Origin of the sequence: Nostoc parmelioides FACHB-3921, from assembly GCF_014696625.1 — a bacterium.
GTDB lineage: Bacteria > Cyanobacteriota > Cyanobacteriia > Cyanobacteriales > Nostocaceae > Trichormus > Trichormus parmelioides.
The window spans coordinates 1-17277 of sequence record NZ_JACJQL010000037.1; the positions used below are offsets into that span (position 1 = coordinate 1).

The 17277-nt window shown below is 40.4% G+C and carries 14 protein-coding genes and 1 rRNA gene; 8 read left to right on the top strand and 7 right to left on the bottom strand.

Annotated elements, in window-relative coordinates:
* Positions 1-103 (top strand): 5S ribosomal RNA (gene rrf / locus H6G14_RS34355); the annotation flags it as partial.
* A 61-nt stretch (positions 104-164) separates the two neighbouring features.
* On the opposite strand, the gene recR is transcribed toward rrf, so the two are convergent.
* The 5 genes from recR to H6G14_RS21270 form a co-directional block, all read right to left on the bottom strand.
* A complete protein-coding gene (recR, locus tag H6G14_RS21250) occupies positions 165-722 on the bottom strand; it encodes a recombination mediator RecR (RefSeq protein ID WP_011319038.1) in 558 nt (185 codons plus the stop codon).
* 255 nt (positions 723-977) lie between these two features.
* Positions 978-2546 (bottom strand): alkaline phosphatase D family protein, encoded by a 1569-nt coding sequence (locus tag H6G14_RS21255; RefSeq protein WP_190569353.1) that lies wholly within the window; start codon positions 2544-2546, stop codon positions 978-980.
* 194 nt (positions 2547-2740) lie between these two features.
* The gene (locus H6G14_RS21260) at positions 2741-3418 is read right to left on the bottom strand and encodes a DevA family ABC transporter ATP-binding protein (RefSeq protein ID WP_190569355.1); all 678 of its coding nucleotides are present in this window, start codon (positions 3416-3418) and stop codon (positions 2741-2743) included.
* A 28-nt stretch (positions 3419-3446) separates the two neighbouring features.
* Positions 3447-4604 carry an ABC transporter permease DevC gene (devC, locus tag H6G14_RS21265; protein WP_190569357.1) on the bottom strand — a complete coding sequence of 386 codons (1158 nt, stop codon included), beginning with the start codon at positions 4602-4604 and terminating at the stop codon, positions 3447-3449.
* Between the two features lie 16 nt (positions 4605-4620).
* Positions 4621-5820 (bottom strand): ABC exporter membrane fusion protein, encoded by a 1200-nt coding sequence (locus tag H6G14_RS21270; RefSeq protein WP_190569359.1) that lies wholly within the window; start codon positions 5818-5820, stop codon positions 4621-4623.
* A gap of 124 nt (positions 5821-5944) precedes the next feature.
* Here H6G14_RS21270 and H6G14_RS21275 point away from each other — a divergent pair, with 124 nt between their 5' ends.
* From H6G14_RS21275 to H6G14_RS21305, 7 genes are all read left to right on the top strand, one after another.
* A complete protein-coding gene (locus H6G14_RS21275; protein ID WP_190569361.1) occupies positions 5945-6496 on the top strand; it encodes a PadR family transcriptional regulator in 552 nt (183 codons plus the stop codon).
* A 447-nt stretch (positions 6497-6943) separates the two neighbouring features.
* On the top strand, positions 6944-7366 hold the full coding sequence (locus H6G14_RS21280) for a hypothetical protein (RefSeq protein ID WP_190569363.1): 423 nt from the start codon (positions 6944-6946) through the stop codon (positions 7364-7366).
* Between the two features lie 63 nt (positions 7367-7429).
* On the top strand, positions 7430-9526 hold the full coding sequence (locus H6G14_RS21285; protein ID WP_190569431.1) for a hydantoinase/oxoprolinase family protein: 2097 nt from the start codon (positions 7430-7432) through the stop codon (positions 9524-9526).
* Positions 9527-9610: 84 nt separating this feature from the next.
* Complete coding sequence (locus H6G14_RS21290) at positions 9611-11167, top strand: hydantoinase B/oxoprolinase family protein (RefSeq protein WP_190569365.1); 1557 nt, start codon at positions 9611-9613, stop codon at positions 11165-11167.
* Positions 11168-11271: 104 nt separating this feature from the next.
* Positions 11272-12648 carry a glutathione-disulfide reductase gene (gor, locus tag H6G14_RS21295; protein ID WP_190569367.1) on the top strand — a complete coding sequence of 459 codons (1377 nt, stop codon included), beginning with the start codon at positions 11272-11274 and terminating at the stop codon, positions 12646-12648.
* 123 nt (positions 12649-12771) lie between these two features.
* Entirely contained in the window at positions 12772-13425 is a 654-nt protein-coding gene (locus H6G14_RS21300) for a YqiA/YcfP family alpha/beta fold hydrolase (protein ID WP_190569368.1), read from the top strand.
* A 112-nt stretch (positions 13426-13537) separates the two neighbouring features.
* Positions 13538-14692 carry a histidinol-phosphate transaminase gene (locus H6G14_RS21305; protein ID WP_190569369.1) on the top strand — a complete coding sequence of 385 codons (1155 nt, stop codon included), beginning with the start codon at positions 13538-13540 and terminating at the stop codon, positions 14690-14692.
* Between the two features lie 34 nt (positions 14693-14726).
* Here the strand turns inward: H6G14_RS21305 and H6G14_RS21310 are convergent, their stop codons facing one another.
* Positions 14727-15266, bottom strand: a complete 540-nt coding sequence (locus H6G14_RS21310; RefSeq protein WP_190569371.1) for a hypothetical protein — start codon at positions 15264-15266, stop codon at positions 14727-14729.
* A gap of 827 nt (positions 15267-16093) precedes the next feature.
* The gene (locus H6G14_RS21315) at positions 16094-16738 is read right to left on the bottom strand and encodes a GNAT family N-acetyltransferase (protein ID WP_242053502.1); all 645 of its coding nucleotides are present in this window, start codon (positions 16736-16738) and stop codon (positions 16094-16096) included.
* Positions 16739-17277: the final 539 nt, after the last annotated feature.

Below are 17277 nucleotides of genomic sequence, written 5' to 3' on the forward strand. Positions count from 1 at the left end.
GCAGTGGTCCCACTCTGACTCCATCCCGAACTCAGTTGTGAAACGCTGCTATGGCTACGATAGTCTAGGGGTTGCCCTATGCCACAATCGCTCGGTGCCAGGTTCTACTTTTAACTAAAAAGGCGCTCTCTAGTAATGAGAGCGCCTTTTTGTTTTATCTATAGTTAATCTAATTCTCTGCGTCCTTCTAAAGCTCTTGCCAATGTAATCTCATCAGCGTATTCTAAATCTCCCCCTACAGGCAAACCAAAAGCAATTCTTGTCACTTTAGTAAATGGTTTCAATAGTTGACCAACATACAATGTTGTGGTTTCCCCTTCGACGCTAGGACTAATTGCCAAAATCACTTCTTTTGGTTGCTGCTGACTTACCCTTCGCAACAAAGGAGTTATGGTCAACTGTTCTGGGCCGATTCCATCCATTGGCGAAATCACCCCACCCAGGACATGATACTTACCTTTGAATTCGCGGGTCTTCTCTAAGGCAATCACATCGCGGGAATCTGCTACTACGCAGATAGTATTATTTTCACGGTTAGGATTGCGGCAGATTTCACAAACTGGTTCAGAAGATAAGTGGAAACAGACAGAACACAAGCCTATCTGCTTTTTCGCCTCAACTAGAGCTTGTGCTAAAGCTTCTACTTCAGATTCCGGTCGCTTCAAAATATGCAAGGCTAGGCGCTGGGCTGTCTTGGGACCAACTCCAGGGAGGCGTTGCAATTGCTCAATTAACCGTGCTAAAGGACGTGCGTAAACCGTGGTTTTGTCTCCAGAATGCTTTTACTTTAACTATGATGGCATTTTTACAAGATTTTTGATTGGTAAATTAATTGATCAAAACTCAGTAGCTTAAAGTTTGAAAAGCGATCGCAGTTATATTACATTAGTAGGCATTAACTCAAAAAAGAGACATCATAGCTAAAAGAAAAAGAGAGGAAAAAAGCAATTGCTCAATCCTCCCCTAAAATCTATATGTCACGCTGTTTTTGCGCCTGGTTGCCCGTTTTCTACCACAAAGGAAGCGAGGGTGCTAACAGAAGCATTCTCTTCAAGGATACTGGACACCACACGATAATCAGTTTGCCAAAGTTCTCTAGTTAGTTGGCAACGAACATAACCGCGATAAGCAGCATCAAAGAATTTGGTATGAGGATTATCCCTGAGTGCGTTCTGCACTGGGGCAATAAAACTGGTTGGAAAGTCGGAAGTAATAGAAGTACCGACAAACTCAGTCCCAACGGTTAATGAAAGTGGGTTACTGAAATCAGTTTTTAAGTCATGTACCCAACTGGAATGGATATCTCCAGTAATTACAACTGGGTTGGAAGGTTTGCGTTGTTCTAAAAACTTTAAAAGCCGATTACGAGCAGCCACATAACCATCCCATTGATCAATATTGAATAACTCTACTCCAGGGCGAGCATCGAAATCGAATTGACCAAGCATTGTTTGTTGAGCAATTACATTCCAACGCGCTTTTGATTGGTCTAGTCCTCTGAGTAACCAATTTTCTTGTCTTGCACCTGTCATAGTCGCTTTTGAATCTAAAGCTGCGTCACAACGTGGTTTGAGTCCATCATTACAAGGTTGGTCAGTCCGGTATTGGCGAGTATCTAAGACATTGAATTCGGCTAAATCCCCAAAAGTTAATCGTCGATATAGCAGCATACTAGATTGCTTGGGCAAGGAAGATAGGCGCAATGGCATATGCTCATAGTAAGCTTGGTAAGCATTGGCTCTTCGGCGCTCAAACGCTTGCCGACTCTGGTTATCTTCAGGAATGAAGTTAGCATAGTTGTTATCTACTTCATGGTCGTCCCAAGTAAAAGTCCAAGGAAAGTTAGCATGAGCTGCTTGTAAATTTACATCGGTTCTATACAAAGCATAGCGGTTACGGTAATCACTAAGGGTAAGGATTTCTGGGCCTATATGCTGACGTGGCGCACCAGAGCGAGGCCCATACTCATAGATGTAGTCACCCAGATGCACCACTAAGTCAAGGTCTTCTTCAGCCATGTGTTTGTAGGCTGTGTAAAAGCCATTCTGCCAATCTTGGCAAGAAGCAAAGGCAAAATTAAATTTTTGGATAGAGCTATGAGGGGCTGCGGCTGTACGTGTGCGTCCTTTGGGGCTAACTTCATTACCTACTTTGAATTGATACCAGTACCAACGATCAGGCTCTAGCCCACGCACATCGACGTGTACTGAGTGAGCTAGTTCCGGTGTTGCTAAAACTGTTCCTTTTTGTACAACCTGTGTCATATTTTCATCCCGTGCGATTTGCCACTGCACAGGAACATTCACCCGTGACATACCACCCCCATTTACTGGATCTGGTGCTAGTCTTGTCCATAAGACCACGCTATCAGGTAAGGGATCTCCAGAGGCAACGCCTAGACTAAATGGATAGCCGGAAAATCTTGTTTGCGCCATCACAGGATGCCATTGACTGGCTACTACTAACCCTGTGATTAATCCTGCACCCAGTAAAAAATTCCTGCGTTTGCAATGGGTTGCGAGGAAGTTGGGATTTATTAATTCCATATTCACCCCTACTAAGATTTTGAGATATTGTTAAGCTACTTGAGTTTGTCTAAACTAAGTAAGAGAAACTTATCAATAAATCATCAAGTAGGGTTTAAGACGATGTTAAGTGATTGGTGATGGGTAATTGGTCACTATTCCAATAAGCAATGGTGCTTTTAAATTACATATTCAGTTATATAGTTTTTTGATCGTTAATTTTGACGTAAATAACCGTCCTCCATGTGAATAATGCGATCGGCAATATCTAAAATGCGATTATCATGAGTGACTAGCAAGATTGTGCAACCCTGTTCTTTGGCTAATTTTTGCATTAAATTGACGACATCTCGCCCAGATTTACTATCTAAAGCAGCTGTTGGTTCATCGGCTAGTACTAGTTTAGGGTGATGTACTAAAGCACGAGCGATCGCTACTCTTTGTTTTTGTCCACCTGAGAGATCATCTGGATAATAATTGAGTTTTTCTCCTAAACCTACAGTTGTGAGCATTTCTGCCGCTTTTGTGGTTGCTGCACGAAAGGAAATACTCTGGTTCATTTCAAATGGCATTTGTACATTCTGTTGGGCTGTGAGAAACCCTAGAAGGTTATGTGCTTGAAATATATAACCAATATTACGCCGCACTTCTACCATTTCATTTTTAGTAGCACCAGATAGTTCTTTACCTAATATTTCCAGGCTCCCTGATTGTACAGAACGCAAACTACCAATGAGTGTAAGTAGAGTAGTTTTACCCGAACCAGAGGGGCCAGTCATGATGACAATTTCCCCTGGTTGAATTGTTAAATTGATATCAAAAAGTATCTGCTTTTTGAGTGAGCCTTCACCATAATAATGATTGAGATGAGAGATAAAAATGGCAGGTAACATAATAATTTATTATTAACTATATTAATGTTTAGAAAATATCAGCCGGGTCAGCAGCTTGTAATTTCCTGATGGCTAGTGAGGCAGAAATTGAACACATCAAAGTTGTGATCATAAATATAAACACTGCCCTTTCTAGTGTCATCATGATGGGGAGGAGTGTTGCTTGGCGCGTAATCATATATAAGCCTTGGGAAATGGCAAGACCAGGAATAAAGCCAATAGCGGCTAAAATCAAAGCTTCTTGAAAAACAATTATGAGTAAGTAGCGATTTTTGAAACCTATAGCTTTTAAGGTTGCATATTCTGGTAAGTGATCAGAAACATCACTATAGAGAATTTGATAAACAATAACTGCACCTACCATGAAGCCAATTATTGCACCTAACGTAAATGTAAAGCCTACGGGTGTGCTACTGTTCCAATAGCTTCTTTCTTGGTTGGCAAACTCTTGTTTTGTTAAAATATTTATATCATCAGGAAGATTAGCTTTTAAGTTAGCTAATACCCAATTTATATCTGCTCCTGGTTCTAACTTAATCAAGCCTAAATCAATTAATCCTGGTTCCCGTCTTTGATTAAAGAGGCGAAAAAAATTCACATCACTAGTGATGAGATTACCATTAATGCCAAAGGAAGTTCCTAATTTAAATAAGCCGACAGTTTTAATTTGACGATTATTAATTTCTGTGGTGAAAGTGTCACTAGTTTGAAATTTAGAAACAATCTGACCAAATTCTTTGCGAGAACCTAGATCAAACAACACAGTATCAGGTTCTCTTAATTTAGTTAAATTCTCCTGTACACCAGCTAAATTAAGTACTTTTTCTTCAGGATTAAAAGCAATAACATAAATATTCCAAGTTTCTTGATTATCAGGGTTTTTCCAAGGAAGAGGATCGACATAGATGGGACTGACTGATTGCACGCCAGTAAAACCCATTGCTTGATAAAGTCTGCGTTGGGAAAAACGTTGCTGTGAAAATAAGGATTTGTAACGACTACTCACCAGCACGATCTCACCTTCCAAGCTGTTGTGTAGTTGTACAGCACCATCAAACAAAGCTTCGCGGATACCAAGTTGTAAAAACATCAGCACATCTGCAAAAGCAATGCCGGCGATCGCTACTAACATCCGTGCCTTTTCCCGCGATAATTGCAACCATGCTAAAGGAATTTTTCTTTTCATAGTTAGTTGTTGGTTTTCAATTTAAGGCGATCGCTACTTTGACTTTAGAGTTAGTTAAACCTGTAACTCTTTGACTGGATTCGGGGTTGAGGCGGATTTTTACTTCCACTACTCGTGCATCGATATCTGCTGCTGGATCGGTGTTGAGTACGTCTTTTTTGGCGATTAATAAGCCAATATCCTCGACGGTTCCTGTCAATTCTCCGGGTAGGTTGAGTTGAGTTACAGTTGCGCGTTGTCCAACTTTGACGCGGTTGATATCAACTTCATACACTTCTGCAACTACATACATTTGATTAGTCTGTCCAATTTCCACAATACCTTTGTCACTGACTACTTCCCCAGCTAAGGTATGGGTTTTCAGGATTTGACCAGCTTTAGGCGACCTTACATAAGTCAAGTCTAAATTAGCTTGGGCTTCTTGGACTGCGGCTTTGGCACTTTCTACTTCTGCTTGCGCTGCTTGTACATCTGTAGGACGTACCTCTGCAATTCGGTTTAAGGTGGCTTTTGCTTGTCTAAGTCTTTCTTGTAAAGTTTCTGATGTTTGGCTGCGATTGGCTAAGGCTTCCCGTAAACTTTCTTCGGTGGTTTCTAGAGTTAGCTTTTTACTATCTCTCATAGATGCAGAAACCGCGCCATCTGCTTGCAACGATTGATAGCGCTGATATTCAATCTGAGCATTTCTCACTTCTGCTTCTAAGCGCCTCACCGTCGCCACTCTGGCTGCAACTTCTTGGCGTAGTTCTGCTGCTAATTCTGCAATTATGGCTTGTTGAGCAGCAATTTCTCCCTGTTTGGCTCCAGCTTTTACCTGTGCTAATTGCGATTGTGCAACTGCAACTTGTTGTTTGGCTCTATTTAAAGCCGCTAGCCGAGTATCGCGGTTATCTAGGATAGCAATGATTTGTCCCTTGTTGATGCGATCGCCTTGTTTTACCAACAATTCTGCTATGCGGTTACTACCAGCAGTCTGGGAAACTGACACCTGTACAACTTCACCTTGCGGTTCTATCCTCCCCAAAGCAGTAATAGCCTTGATTGCAGGACGCTGATCAATTACCAATGGGGTAACTTCTTTCCCCGAATTGCCTACGCCAGAGGCTAAATACAGCGAACTAGCTGCGCTTGCTAACGCTATGGCAACTATACCGAAAATGAGCTTTCTATTAGGATAACTGAGATTCCTGAATCGGTCTGGATGGAGGTTTTGCATAAGTCATTGCCTAGATGTTGGCAGATTTACTGTATACAATATTTGATACTCACAAATTTGTACTCAACTTGTTGTATACAAGTTCTAGTGTACACTTAAGAAAATATCTGTCAAGTAGTTTTTTATGGGTTTATCGCAAGCAATCCTGACCTGTTTAATTGATGCACCCCACAGTGGTTATGATCTTTCTAAAGTCTTCAGTGAGTCCGTAGGTTATTTTTGGCAAGCTTCCCAGCAACAAATCTACAGAGAACTGGGTAAACTGGAATCTGCTGGTTTGATTGTGTCCGAGGTGATTCCCCGTGAAGGTCGCCTGGATAAAAAAGTGTATTCAATCACCGAACAGGGAAAGCAGCACCTGATTGAGTGGATGCACAAACCCAGCGAACCTGATGTAGTCAGAGAAGATTTGTTAGTCAAAATTTTTTCCGGTGATCTAGTACCAGTCAATCTGCTGATAGAAGATGTCACACGTCATCGCAGAATCCATTTAGAAAAATTACTTACTTATGGAGAGATTCAGAAGGGGAAATGTCCTTACCCGAAAGAACTAAATAAGGATGAAAAATTGAAAAATTTAGTCTTAAAAGCGGGAATTAAATATGAGCAAGCTTGGATAGAGTGGTGTGATGATGCACTTGAAGTTTTAAAAAATCTATCGGAAGCAGGAAGATGATTATGCTGAATATTTAATATTGATAAAATAAAACACCAAAAGTGAAAAATTCCAGGGTTATTTTCGTGAATCACAGTTTTATTTTCAAATTAAAATTATAGAAAATAAAATTCTATTTTCTGTTAATAGGTAAGGGATAATTGGTAAATGTCATCCCTATTACCCATTACCTATTACCAAAAACTTCACCACAAAAGAATGGACTTTTTTATTATGATAATTATGTCTAAAAAATTAGTGAGAGATACTTGATTTATATCAATAATTCGTCAAGAATGAAATCAGCCTCTAGAAAATAGTAGGCCATCTTGGTAATAACCTAACCTTATCCAATGTCCGTAGTCCGCGCAAGCGGACTTTATTTATATCAGCTATTATGTCCAAATATTTCAAAAATTAAGTATGAATCCTGTATATTCTATTTTTAATCAATAGGTATTACTAAAAATGGGTAAATTAGATAAAAAGAGAATAGAGACAGTTTTATTTATCACTACTTCTTCTATTAGCGGTGCTACAACTTCAGCCATACCAAGTCCTGGTGGAGAAATACCCAAGCAATTCATCTTAACTGCTTCTGATATTCTCATGTACACCAGCATTTGGAAGATTTATTTTGAAGAAGACTTATCAAGCAAATCACTGTCAGAAATACTGGTAGACTTAGGTTTAGTTACCGTTGGTGCAATAGGAACAGCTTATATAGTTGGCAAAGCCAGCACAGCAATTATCAAAGAAATTACCAACTGGACAGGGCCGTTGGGATGGGGGGTGACAGCTGCGATCGCTGGTTCCCTAAGTGGTATATTTGGTGTAGCCTGGGCATTACACTGCGATCGCCTGTATTCTCAAAAAAAGCAACTTGCCTAAGTTAGGATTATGTACTTTGATACACCTCATGGTTATCATACACATATCCGCATAAATAGGGAAATGTTAAAAGTATTCGCTGACCGGGGTGGTACATTCACAGATATTGTTGCTGTTACCCATAATCCAGAGATAGTAGAGAGATTATCAAAATCAACCGAACGTTTTTTGATTGTTCCTCTGCCTAATCAAGAATGGATAATAGTATATAAATTACTCTCGGAAAATCCTGAACAATATCAAGACGCAGTTATCCAGGGTATCCGAGATATTCTAGGGCTTGCGGATAATCAACCCATTCCTGATGCAGCAATAGAAGTAGTTAAAATGGGAACAACAGTAGCGACAAATGCGCTGTTGGAAAGAAAGGGAGATAGGGTTGTCCTACTGATTACCAAAGGATTTAAAGATGCGTTAAGAATCGGCTATCAAAATCGTCCCAATATTTTCGCTCGGCAAATTATTTTACCGACAATGCTTTATGAACAGGTAGTGGAAGTAGAGGAACGCTATGATGCCCAAGGCAAGGAATTAACACCTGTAAATATTGTACAATTAAAAGAAGATTTACAAGCAGTTTATCATACAGGAATTCGTAGTTGTGCCATTGTTTTGATGCACAGCGATCGCTACCCCACTCACGAACAACAAGTAGCCGAAATTGCTCAAGAAATTGGCTTTACTCAAATCTCCATTTCCCACCAAGTCAGTCCCTTAATGAAGTTAGTAAGTCGAGGGGATACAACAGTAGTAGATGCTTATTTAACTCCAATTTTACGGCGATATGTTAACCAAGTATCTAGTCAGTTACCTCATATCAGATTAATGTTTATGAAATCTGATGGCGGTTTAACTGATGCTGATAAATTTCAGGGAAAAGATAGTATTTTAAGTGGCCCGGCTGGCGGTATTGTGGGAGCAATTCAAACTAGCAAAAGAGCAGGCTTTGATTTAGTAATCACCTTTGATATGGGGGGTACAAGTACAGATGTTGCCCATTTTAAAGGTGAGTATGAACGTCAATTAGATTCGGAAATTGCTGGCGCACGAATGCGAGTTCCCGTATTAGCAATTAACACTATTGCGGCTGGTGGCGGTTCAATTTTATTCTTTGATGGTTCTAGTTATCGTGTCGGGCCAGAATCAGCTGGTTCAAATCCTGGGCCTGCTTGTTATCGCCGTGGCGGGAATTTGGCTGTCACAGATGCCAATGTAATGTTAGGTAAAATTCACCCGCAATATTTCCCTTCCGTGTTTGGAAATAATGGCAATTTACCTTTAGATAAAGATATTGTCATTCAGAAATTTACTCAACTAGCTCAAGATATTGCATCCATTACAGGAAATCATCGTACACCAGAACAAGTAGCAGCTGGATTTATTGCCATAGCAGTAGAAAATATGGCAAATGCGATTAAAAAAATCAGTTTGCAGCGCGGTTATGATGTCAGTGATTATGTTCTTTGTTGTTTTGGTGGCGCAGGCGCACAAGTTGCTTGTTTAATTGCTGATACATTAGGTATGAAAAAGATATTCCTTCATCCTTATGCTGGGGTTCTCTCAGCTTATGGTATGGGATTAGCTGATGTCCGTGCTACCAGAGTCGCAGGGGTAGAACAAACTCTAACTGAAGAATTAATCCCTCGATTATTGCCGTTGATGGAGTTTTTAGAAATTCAAGCCAAAAATGAATTTAGCAATAATCAAACAACTAATGAAGAGATAATAGTAAAAAAAATAAATTTAAAATACGCAGGAACTAACTCTACTTTGACAGTTGCTTTTTCTGCAAATGTGACGACAATGAAACAAGAATTTGAGATAGAACATAAATCTCGTTATGGTTTCATTCAGTCAGCCAAAAGCTTAATACTTGAATCTGTCTCAGTAGAAGTGATTCAAAAAATCAACACTCCTGACGAACCATTAATTACTCGTACTCGTTCGATAGATATAGCACCTAAATCTGTGGAAACAGTCCAAATGTTTACAGCAGATAAATGGTATGATACACCAGTTTACCGCCGAGAAGATTTACAACCAGAAGATAATATTAACGGCCCTGCCATCATCATTGAAAAAATCAGTACGATTGTCGTTGAGCCTAATTGGCAGGCAAAATTAACTAAACGCAATCATTTGATTTTAACACGGGTTTAAAAAAGAGATTAGAGTCTAGAGCTTGGTATTTCTTAATCAGCATTCGTTACTTTCTTGGAAACTGCTATTTTTTAAAATCAAAAAATGTACACAACATCTCAACCAGACCCCGTTAAGTTAGAAATATTCAAAAACCTCTATCAATTTATCGCCGAACAAATGGGTATTGTTCTGCAAAATACAGCCACATCAGTCAATATCAAAGAAAGACTGGATTTCTCCTGCGCTATTTTCGATTCCTCTGGATTATTAGTCGCTAATGCCCCTCATATTCCTGTACATTTGGGGTCAATGAGTGAAAGCGTCCGCAGTTTAATTAATGATAAAGGCGACACCATCAAACCAGGGAATGTCTATCTATCTAATAATCCCTATAACGGTGGAACCCACCTCCCAGATGTCACAGCCATTACCCCCGTATTCCCAGAAACTAAAGAAAATACCCCCACTCCCTTATTTTTCGTTGCTTCTCGCGGACATCAAGCCGATATTGGTGGTATAACTCCCGGTTCCATGCCTCCCCACAGTACTACAGTAGAAGAAGAAGGTATTCTTTTTGATAATTTTCTCTTAGTTGAAACAGGAAATTTTCAGGAAAGTCAAGTAAGAAACTTACTAGTTAATCATATTTATCCTGCTCGTAATCCTGACCAAAATATCGCTGATTTCAAAGCACAAATCGCCGCCAATGAAAGGGGAGTTAAAGAACTTCATAAAATGGTGACTCAATATGGTTTAGCAACAGTCCAAGCATATATGAAATTTGTGCAAGATAATGCTGAAGAATCAGTAAGACGAGCAATTGATGTTCTCAAAGATGGCACATTTGTTTATGAAATGGATGGCGGCACTAAAATCCAAGTTAAAGTAACTATAAATAGGAAAAATCGTAGTGCAGAAATTGATTTTACTGGCACATCTAAACAATTAAATAGTAACTTTAATGCTCCCAAAGCTGTCACACAAGCAGCAGTATTATATGTCTTTAGGACGCTGGTTGATGATAACATTCCTCTCAATGCTGGGTGTCTCAAACCTTTAGAAATTATCGTTCCTGAAGGATGTATGTTAAACCCAACTTACCCAAGTGCAGTAGTAGCAGGTAATGTGGAAACGTCCCAAACCATTGTTGATGCTTTATATGGTGCGTTGGGTGTGATGGCTGCTTCTCAAGGAACCATGAATAATTTTACCTTTGGGAGCGATCGCTATCAATATTATGAAACCATCTGCGGTGGTTCTGGTGCAGGTTCTAACTTTGATGGTACAGACGCAGTTCATACCCACATGACGAATTCCCTCCTCACTGACCCAGAAGTATTAGAAACCCGCTACCCTGTACTCGTGGAAAGCTTTAGTCTGCGTTCCCACAGTGGAGGTAAAGGAAAATACTCCGGCGGTAATGGAGTAGTGCGCCGCATCCGTTTCTTAGAACCTATGACAGCGAATATTCTTTCTGGACACCGGTTAGTTCCTCCCTTTGGTTTAAATGGTGGAGAAGCCGGACAAGTGGGACGCAACTGGATAGAACGCCACAACGGAACCCAAGAAACTTTAGATAGTACCGCCACAGTAGAGATGAATCCGGGGGATGTCTTTGTCATAGAAACCCCTGGCGGTGGCGGATTTGGTTCAAAATGAAAGGTAATAGCAGAGGAATTGTTGACTGTTGACTGTTGACTAATGACAACTGACTAATAACAACTGTTACATTAAATTATCACCAAATAGTATGTTAGGTTATTATGACTTTTGATTATGATTTGTTTGTCATCGGTGCTGGCTCTGGCGGTTTGGCTGCTTCTAAACGAGCCGCTAGCTACGGGGCAAAAGTAGCGATCGCCGAAAATGATTTAGTGGGTGGAACCTGTGTAATTCGCGGTTGTGTACCTAAAAAACTCATGGTTTATGGTTCTCACTTTCCCGCTTTATTTGAGGATGCAGCAGGCTATGGTTGGCAAGTAGGTAAGGCAGAATTAAATTGGGAACATTTCATCACATCTATAGATAAGGAAGTGCGGCGACTATCCCAACTGCACATCAGCTTTTTAGAAAAAGCTGGGGTAGAACTGATATCTGGTCGTGCTACTTTGGTAGATACTCACACAGTAGAAGTAGGCGATCGCAAATATACCGCCGATAAAATTTTAATTGCCGTTGGTGGTCGTCCTATCAAGCCAGATTTACCAGGAATGGAATATGGGATCACCTCCAACGAAATCTTTCACCTAAAAACCCAACCAAAACACATCGCTATCATTGGTTCTGGTTACATCGGGACAGAATTTGCCGGAATCATGCGCGGTTTGGGTTCAGAAGTCACCCAAATTACCAGAGGCGACAAAATTCTCAAAGGTTTTGATGAAGACATCCGTACCGAAATTCAAGATGGCATGACAAATCACGGTATTCGGATTATCCAAAATACCGTAGTCACAGCAGTTGAACAAGTCCCAGACGGTTTGAAAATAAATCTATCTGGAGACCAAGAACCAATTATTGCCGATGTATTTTTAGTAGCCACAGGGCGGGTTCCCAACGTAGATGGTTTAGGTTTGGAAAATGCTGGTGTTGATGTTGTTGCCAGTTCTATAGAGGGGCCTGGATACAGCACCATGAACGCCATTGCCGTCAATGAATACAGCCAAACCAGTCAACCCAACATCTATGCTGTTGGTGATGTCACAGACCGCTTAAACCTTACTCCCGTAGCCATTGGTGAAGGTCGCGCCTTCGCCGATAGTGAATTTGGCAATAACCACCGAGAATTCAGTCACGAAACAGTACCCACTGCGGTATTCTCCAACCCACAAGCCTCCACTGTCGGGCTAACAGAAGCCGAAGCGCGGGCAAAACTCGGTGATGATGCCATCACAATATACCGCACCCGCTTCCGCCCCATGTATCACAGTTTCACAGGCAAACAAGAGCGCATAATGATGAAATTAGTGGTTGATAAAAACACCGATAAAGTTTTAGGCGCTCACATGGTGGGTGAAAATGCTGCCGAAATTATCCAAGGTGTAGCGATCGCTGTCAAAATGGGAGCAACCAAAAAAGACTTCGATGCTACCGTTGGTATTCATCCCTCCGCCGCCGAGGAATTTGTCACCATGCGATGAAGCAGGTAGGAAGCAGGGAGCAGGGGAGCAGAGGAGCAGAGGAGCAGAGGAGAATAACTATGGACTATGGACTATGGACTATGGACTATGGACTATGGACTATGGACTATGGACTATTGACCAATGACCCAATACATCTACCTCCACGGTTTTGCTTCTAGCCCCCTATCAGCTAAAGCACAAGACATTAGTAAGCGTTTTGCCCAAATTCACACACAGCTCACAATCCCTGATCTCAATGCGGGTGAATTTTCCCAGCTAACAATCACGCGCCAGATTCAGCAAATAGAAGCGACTTTCCCTGATGATTCTGTACCAATAACCCTAATCGGTTCCAGTTTAGGTGGTTTAACTGCTGCTCATTTAGGACAGCTATATTTACAAGTGCAACGCTTGATTTTATTAGCGCCAGCATTTGGTTTTTTATCCCATTGGTTGCCCAAAATGGGTGAAGAAGCGGTGCAAAGTTGGCAACAAAACGGATATTATCCGGTTTACCATTATGGCGAAGGGAAGTCGCTCCCCCTAAGTTACAATTTCGTCACAGATGCGGCTCAATACCAAGAAGACCACATACAACGCCCCATCCCCACCTTGATTTTGCATGGCAAACAAGATGAAGTCATCCCCATCACAGCCAGCCGCGATTTTGCTCATTCCCGCCCCTGGGTGGAACTAATAGAACTCGACAGTGACCACGCCTTAGGTAATGTCATGGAAGAAATATGGCAAGCAATTACCCTATTTTGTCAGTTACCCGAAAGCGGTAAAATATGAACTTAGTCCATAGTCTATAGTCAATAGTCCATAGTCCATAGTTATAAATCAAGATAACTAACTAATGACTAATGACCAATGACTAATGACCAATGACTAATGACTAAAACTTATGCTTCCTTTTATTCGCTCAGACCTAGCCCAATTCACCGCCTATAAACCCCACCCCAGCAGCGATACAGATGCAGCCGTTCCAGTGCAATTGGATCGGTTGGATACTAATGAAAGCCCCTATGATTTGCCACTAGAGTTAAAACAAAAGCTCGCCTGGACTTTTCAGCAGGTAATTGAAAGCAATCGTTATCCCGATGGCGGACATCAGGAACTTAAAGGTGCGATCGCCGAATATGTCAACGAATCGGCTAATCTTCCATCATCGTCGTTTACCGCCGCTAATATATCTGTCGGTAATGGTTCCGATGAATTAATCCGTTCTTTATTAATTGCTACGTGCTTAGGCGACGAAGGTTCTATTTTAGTTGCTAATCCCACTTTTTCTATGTATGGGATTTTGGCACAAACTTTGGGTATTCCTGTCGTGACAGTATCAAGGAATCCTGAGAATTTTACCATCGACTTAACAGCAGCTCAATCTGCAATTGAACAAACCCAAAATCCTCCCATTCGGGTGGTGTTTGTCGTTCATCCCAATTCCCCAACAGCTAATCCTTTAACTGCAAATGAGTTGAGATGGTTGAAAAGTCTCAGCGACCAAATTTTAGTGGTAATTGACGAAGCTTACTTCGAGTTTAGCCAAACTACCCTAGTTAGTGAACTAACCCAGCGTCCTAATTGGGTAATTTTACGTACATTTTCTAAAGCTTTCCGATTAGCAGCCATGCGCGTTGGCTATTGTGTCGCTCATCCAGAAGCGATCGCTATTTTAGAAAAAGTCCGCTTACCTTACAATCTACCTAGTTTCTCCATTGCATCGGCTTTAGTTGCTTTACAAAATCGAGACATCTTACTAGAATCAATTCCCCAAACCCTAGATGAACGCACCAAGCTGATTCATGCTTTCTCTCAACATCCCGCATTAGCCGTTGCAGAAAGTGCCGCCAACTTCATTTTCTTGCGTCTGAAATTAGATAGCGACAATTCATCAGACACTACTTTACTAAATCTTCATCAACAACTCAAAAATTCTGGCACTCTGGTACGCCAGATTAGCGGCGGATTGAGAATTACCATTGGTACACCTGAAGAAAACATCCGCACGCTTAATCACATACAAACAGCCTTAATCAAGCCAGAGCTTATAGGTTAGAAGAGACACAAATTACCAATTACCAAAGATCAATCTATTCCGTTTCACTACCCCAACGACGTACCATTCCCGCCGTTTGTGGTAGCACACCTACTAACAAAGCAAAAGCAACATCGGGTAAATCAGCTACTGTCGTAGGTGGAAAGTATTGCTCAAACTGATCCAGAATCTTCTGCACTCGCTGCTGAGGTACTGGGTCTTCTGTAATTTGCTTAATTAAGCGAATCCATTGTCGCCGAATTAAATAAGCTTTTTGGCGTTCTTCATAAGATTCAGGGCTTAACAAAGAAAGATTGCCTATAGGTATGACCCTTTGACAATCACAGTCATAGTCCCCACCAATCGCCGCCCCTGGGCCTGCAAATTCCGCATGGTAGCGCTTAAATAATATTAATCCGTTCCGTCTCCGACTATTGACGATAAAAACTTCTCCACTGTGCAGAAGTGTCAGAACGTCCGAGCTATGCGATTGCTCAGTCCCATCTAGCATGACAAAATCGTCAAGGCAACTTGTGTCAGGGTAGTAAGTTGATACCATAGTAATTTGATAGCGGTGGAGTTTTTCGCTATCCATGTTTTTGCAAACTTTTTAATAATTGAGTTGCGTGGACAACTTAAAGTGGATATTTACGGTTAAAACCACTTCAGTTTTTATTGCTTCTTAGTAATATAAATTGGTTGTTCAATTTAACTAAGATACAAATATATTAATGCAAATCATTAATTAATTGATCATATTGTAGGTGAATTAATCGATATTGTCTCTAAGAATATGTGCAATTTATTTAAAGTTTTGATAAAGTCTAATATGTTTAATGATAAGTTATTGTAAGGATTTAAGAATTTGTTTAAGGTATTTCTACTGACATTGCTGTTTATTTAAATATTCAGTTTTTAAAATATTTATATTTGGTAATACTATAGTAGCAAATTAACATTTTATGTGAATACGACATATTTGTACTATATTTATTAGTCGAAATAATAGAAAGTCCATCAAAAAACTGAAATAGCATTATTTCCACAGAAAAGTTAGTACAATTTCACCTAAGACCAAGCTCACATAGGGATTCATAGCGATTTTTCGTAGAGACTAGCACTGAGGTAAGAGTAAAGGATAGCATACGGATTTACGAAGTTAATCTTACTGAAAAATCTCTGAGTGTCTGATTAGTGAGTGGTGGATGCTCACAAATTCATAAGTTTTAACCAAAATGTTAAGGTGATGGATAAAAATTTATGGGTCAAAAAATTTGTTCAGAGAATAATAATTCCATGATAACTACCCCCCCAAATCATAAATCTTCAATTACGATTGTATAAGGCTCTTATAGAGATTATTATCTACGCTGAATAGAAAAAACCCTTAGATCACCTTACTGTTTCTCACAAACAATCCAATTAACCAGTCGAAGTTATGTTGATGTGTTTGTACAGAAGAATGTGTTGAGAGCGTCGAAATAAAAAACTACTCCAATGAGAATCAATTTTGTGTACCTGATATCCTAACTTAAAATAAAGCTGACGCGCTTGATAGTTATTTTCCAGAACGTGCAGGTATAAGTTTTGAAATCCCCATTCTTGAGAAACTTGCTCACATTTGACAAGTAATTGTGAAGCCACACCATGCCTGCGGTATTGAGGATGAACAGCTAAATTAGACAGGTAAGGAAAACTTTTACCCGTCTGTGTCCAATAATCACTAAAACGTACACCAACTTCTACCGTTCCCAGCAACCGATCAACTCCATTGTTAGTAGTTTCCACAGCAACTAAACAAAGGTGATGGGGAGCAGGCGATAACAGGCGATGTTTGAAATCTTCATAAATACCCAAACGGAGTAGTGGAAAAGCCCAACCCCAGAAACCATTCTGAGAGTGAAAACTTTCCGCAATAATTCGGGCAATACTAGTCAAATCAGCAGGTGTAGCAGCACGAATGTGAACTTGGTGAGAACTTGGCTCAGTATCTGCTGTGACTGGCTTGTGGCTGGATGGATCAAAAAACCAGGATGTCAAGGCTAGTTGAATATTAATATTATCCAAATAAAATCTTCTCAAATATTCTAAACAGCAACTGGGAAAATTGAACTTGTAAATTGATTTAATAGTCAATGGTCAGTGGTCAGTTGTCAACTGTTTTGCCATCCATCTCCGTAGGCTTTCGCACTCTTAGCCTAATTCTGTTCAGATGGCGACCTAAAACTTCGATATTTCGACAAAAATTAGGCAGTATGAGCGCTCCGGCATATCTTTGAATACGAAAGTTTACGGAGAAAGCCTAGCCCCTAATTCGCGTCCTCTTACTCTAAGATAACTGCTATAAATAAAATTTACTTAAATGTGTTAGCACAAGTGTTGCAACGGGCAAACTTAATATGTAGCTTCATCTGGTTTTTGCACCAGACTTGAAGAATGTATACAGTAAGACTGAAATGTTTGTGTTGGAGGTGAGGGAAGATTTGACTAATAAGCATCAAATCTGTAAAGCAAAAATTGATAACGAGACCAATTGCACTGCACTAGCGCAAATGGCAGCCCTAAAAAGCCATTGAGGCAAATTACTGTGAACCAATCCTTCCCAA

Bases quoted from the DNA above. Each gene is read 5' to 3' on its own strand.
- H6G14_RS21260 (WP_190569355.1), bottom strand. From the start codon at position 3,418: ATGTTACCTGCCATTTTTATCTCTCATCTCAATCATTATTATGGTGAA.
- H6G14_RS21255 (WP_190569353.1), bottom strand. From the start codon at position 2,546: ATGGAATTAATAAATCCCAACTTCCTCGCAACCCATTGCAAACGCAGG.
- H6G14_RS21290 (WP_190569365.1), top strand. From the start codon at position 9,611: ATGTACACAACATCTCAACCAGACCCCGTTAAGTTAGAAATATTCAAA.
- H6G14_RS21270 (WP_190569359.1), bottom strand. From the start codon at position 5,820: ATGCAAAACCTCCATCCAGACCGATTCAGGAATCTCAGTTATCCTAAT.
- devC (WP_190569357.1), bottom strand. From the start codon at position 4,604: ATGAAAAGAAAAATTCCTTTAGCATGGTTGCAATTATCGCGGGAAAAG.
- H6G14_RS21300 (WP_190569368.1), top strand. From the start codon at position 12,772: ATGACCCAATACATCTACCTCCACGGTTTTGCTTCTAGCCCCCTATCA.
- H6G14_RS21310 (WP_190569371.1), bottom strand. From the start codon at position 15,266: ATGGATAGCGAAAAACTCCACCGCTATCAAATTACTATGGTATCAACT.
- H6G14_RS21305 (WP_190569369.1), top strand. From the start codon at position 13,538: ATGCTTCCTTTTATTCGCTCAGACCTAGCCCAATTCACCGCCTATAAA.
- H6G14_RS21275 (WP_190569361.1), top strand. From the start codon at position 5,945: ATGGGTTTATCGCAAGCAATCCTGACCTGTTTAATTGATGCACCCCAC.
- gor (WP_190569367.1), top strand. From the start codon at position 11,272: ATGACTTTTGATTATGATTTGTTTGTCATCGGTGCTGGCTCTGGCGGT.
- H6G14_RS21280 (WP_190569363.1), top strand. From the start codon at position 6,944: ATGGGTAAATTAGATAAAAAGAGAATAGAGACAGTTTTATTTATCACT.
- H6G14_RS21285 (WP_190569431.1), top strand. From the start codon at position 7,430: ATGTTAAAAGTATTCGCTGACCGGGGTGGTACATTCACAGATATTGTT.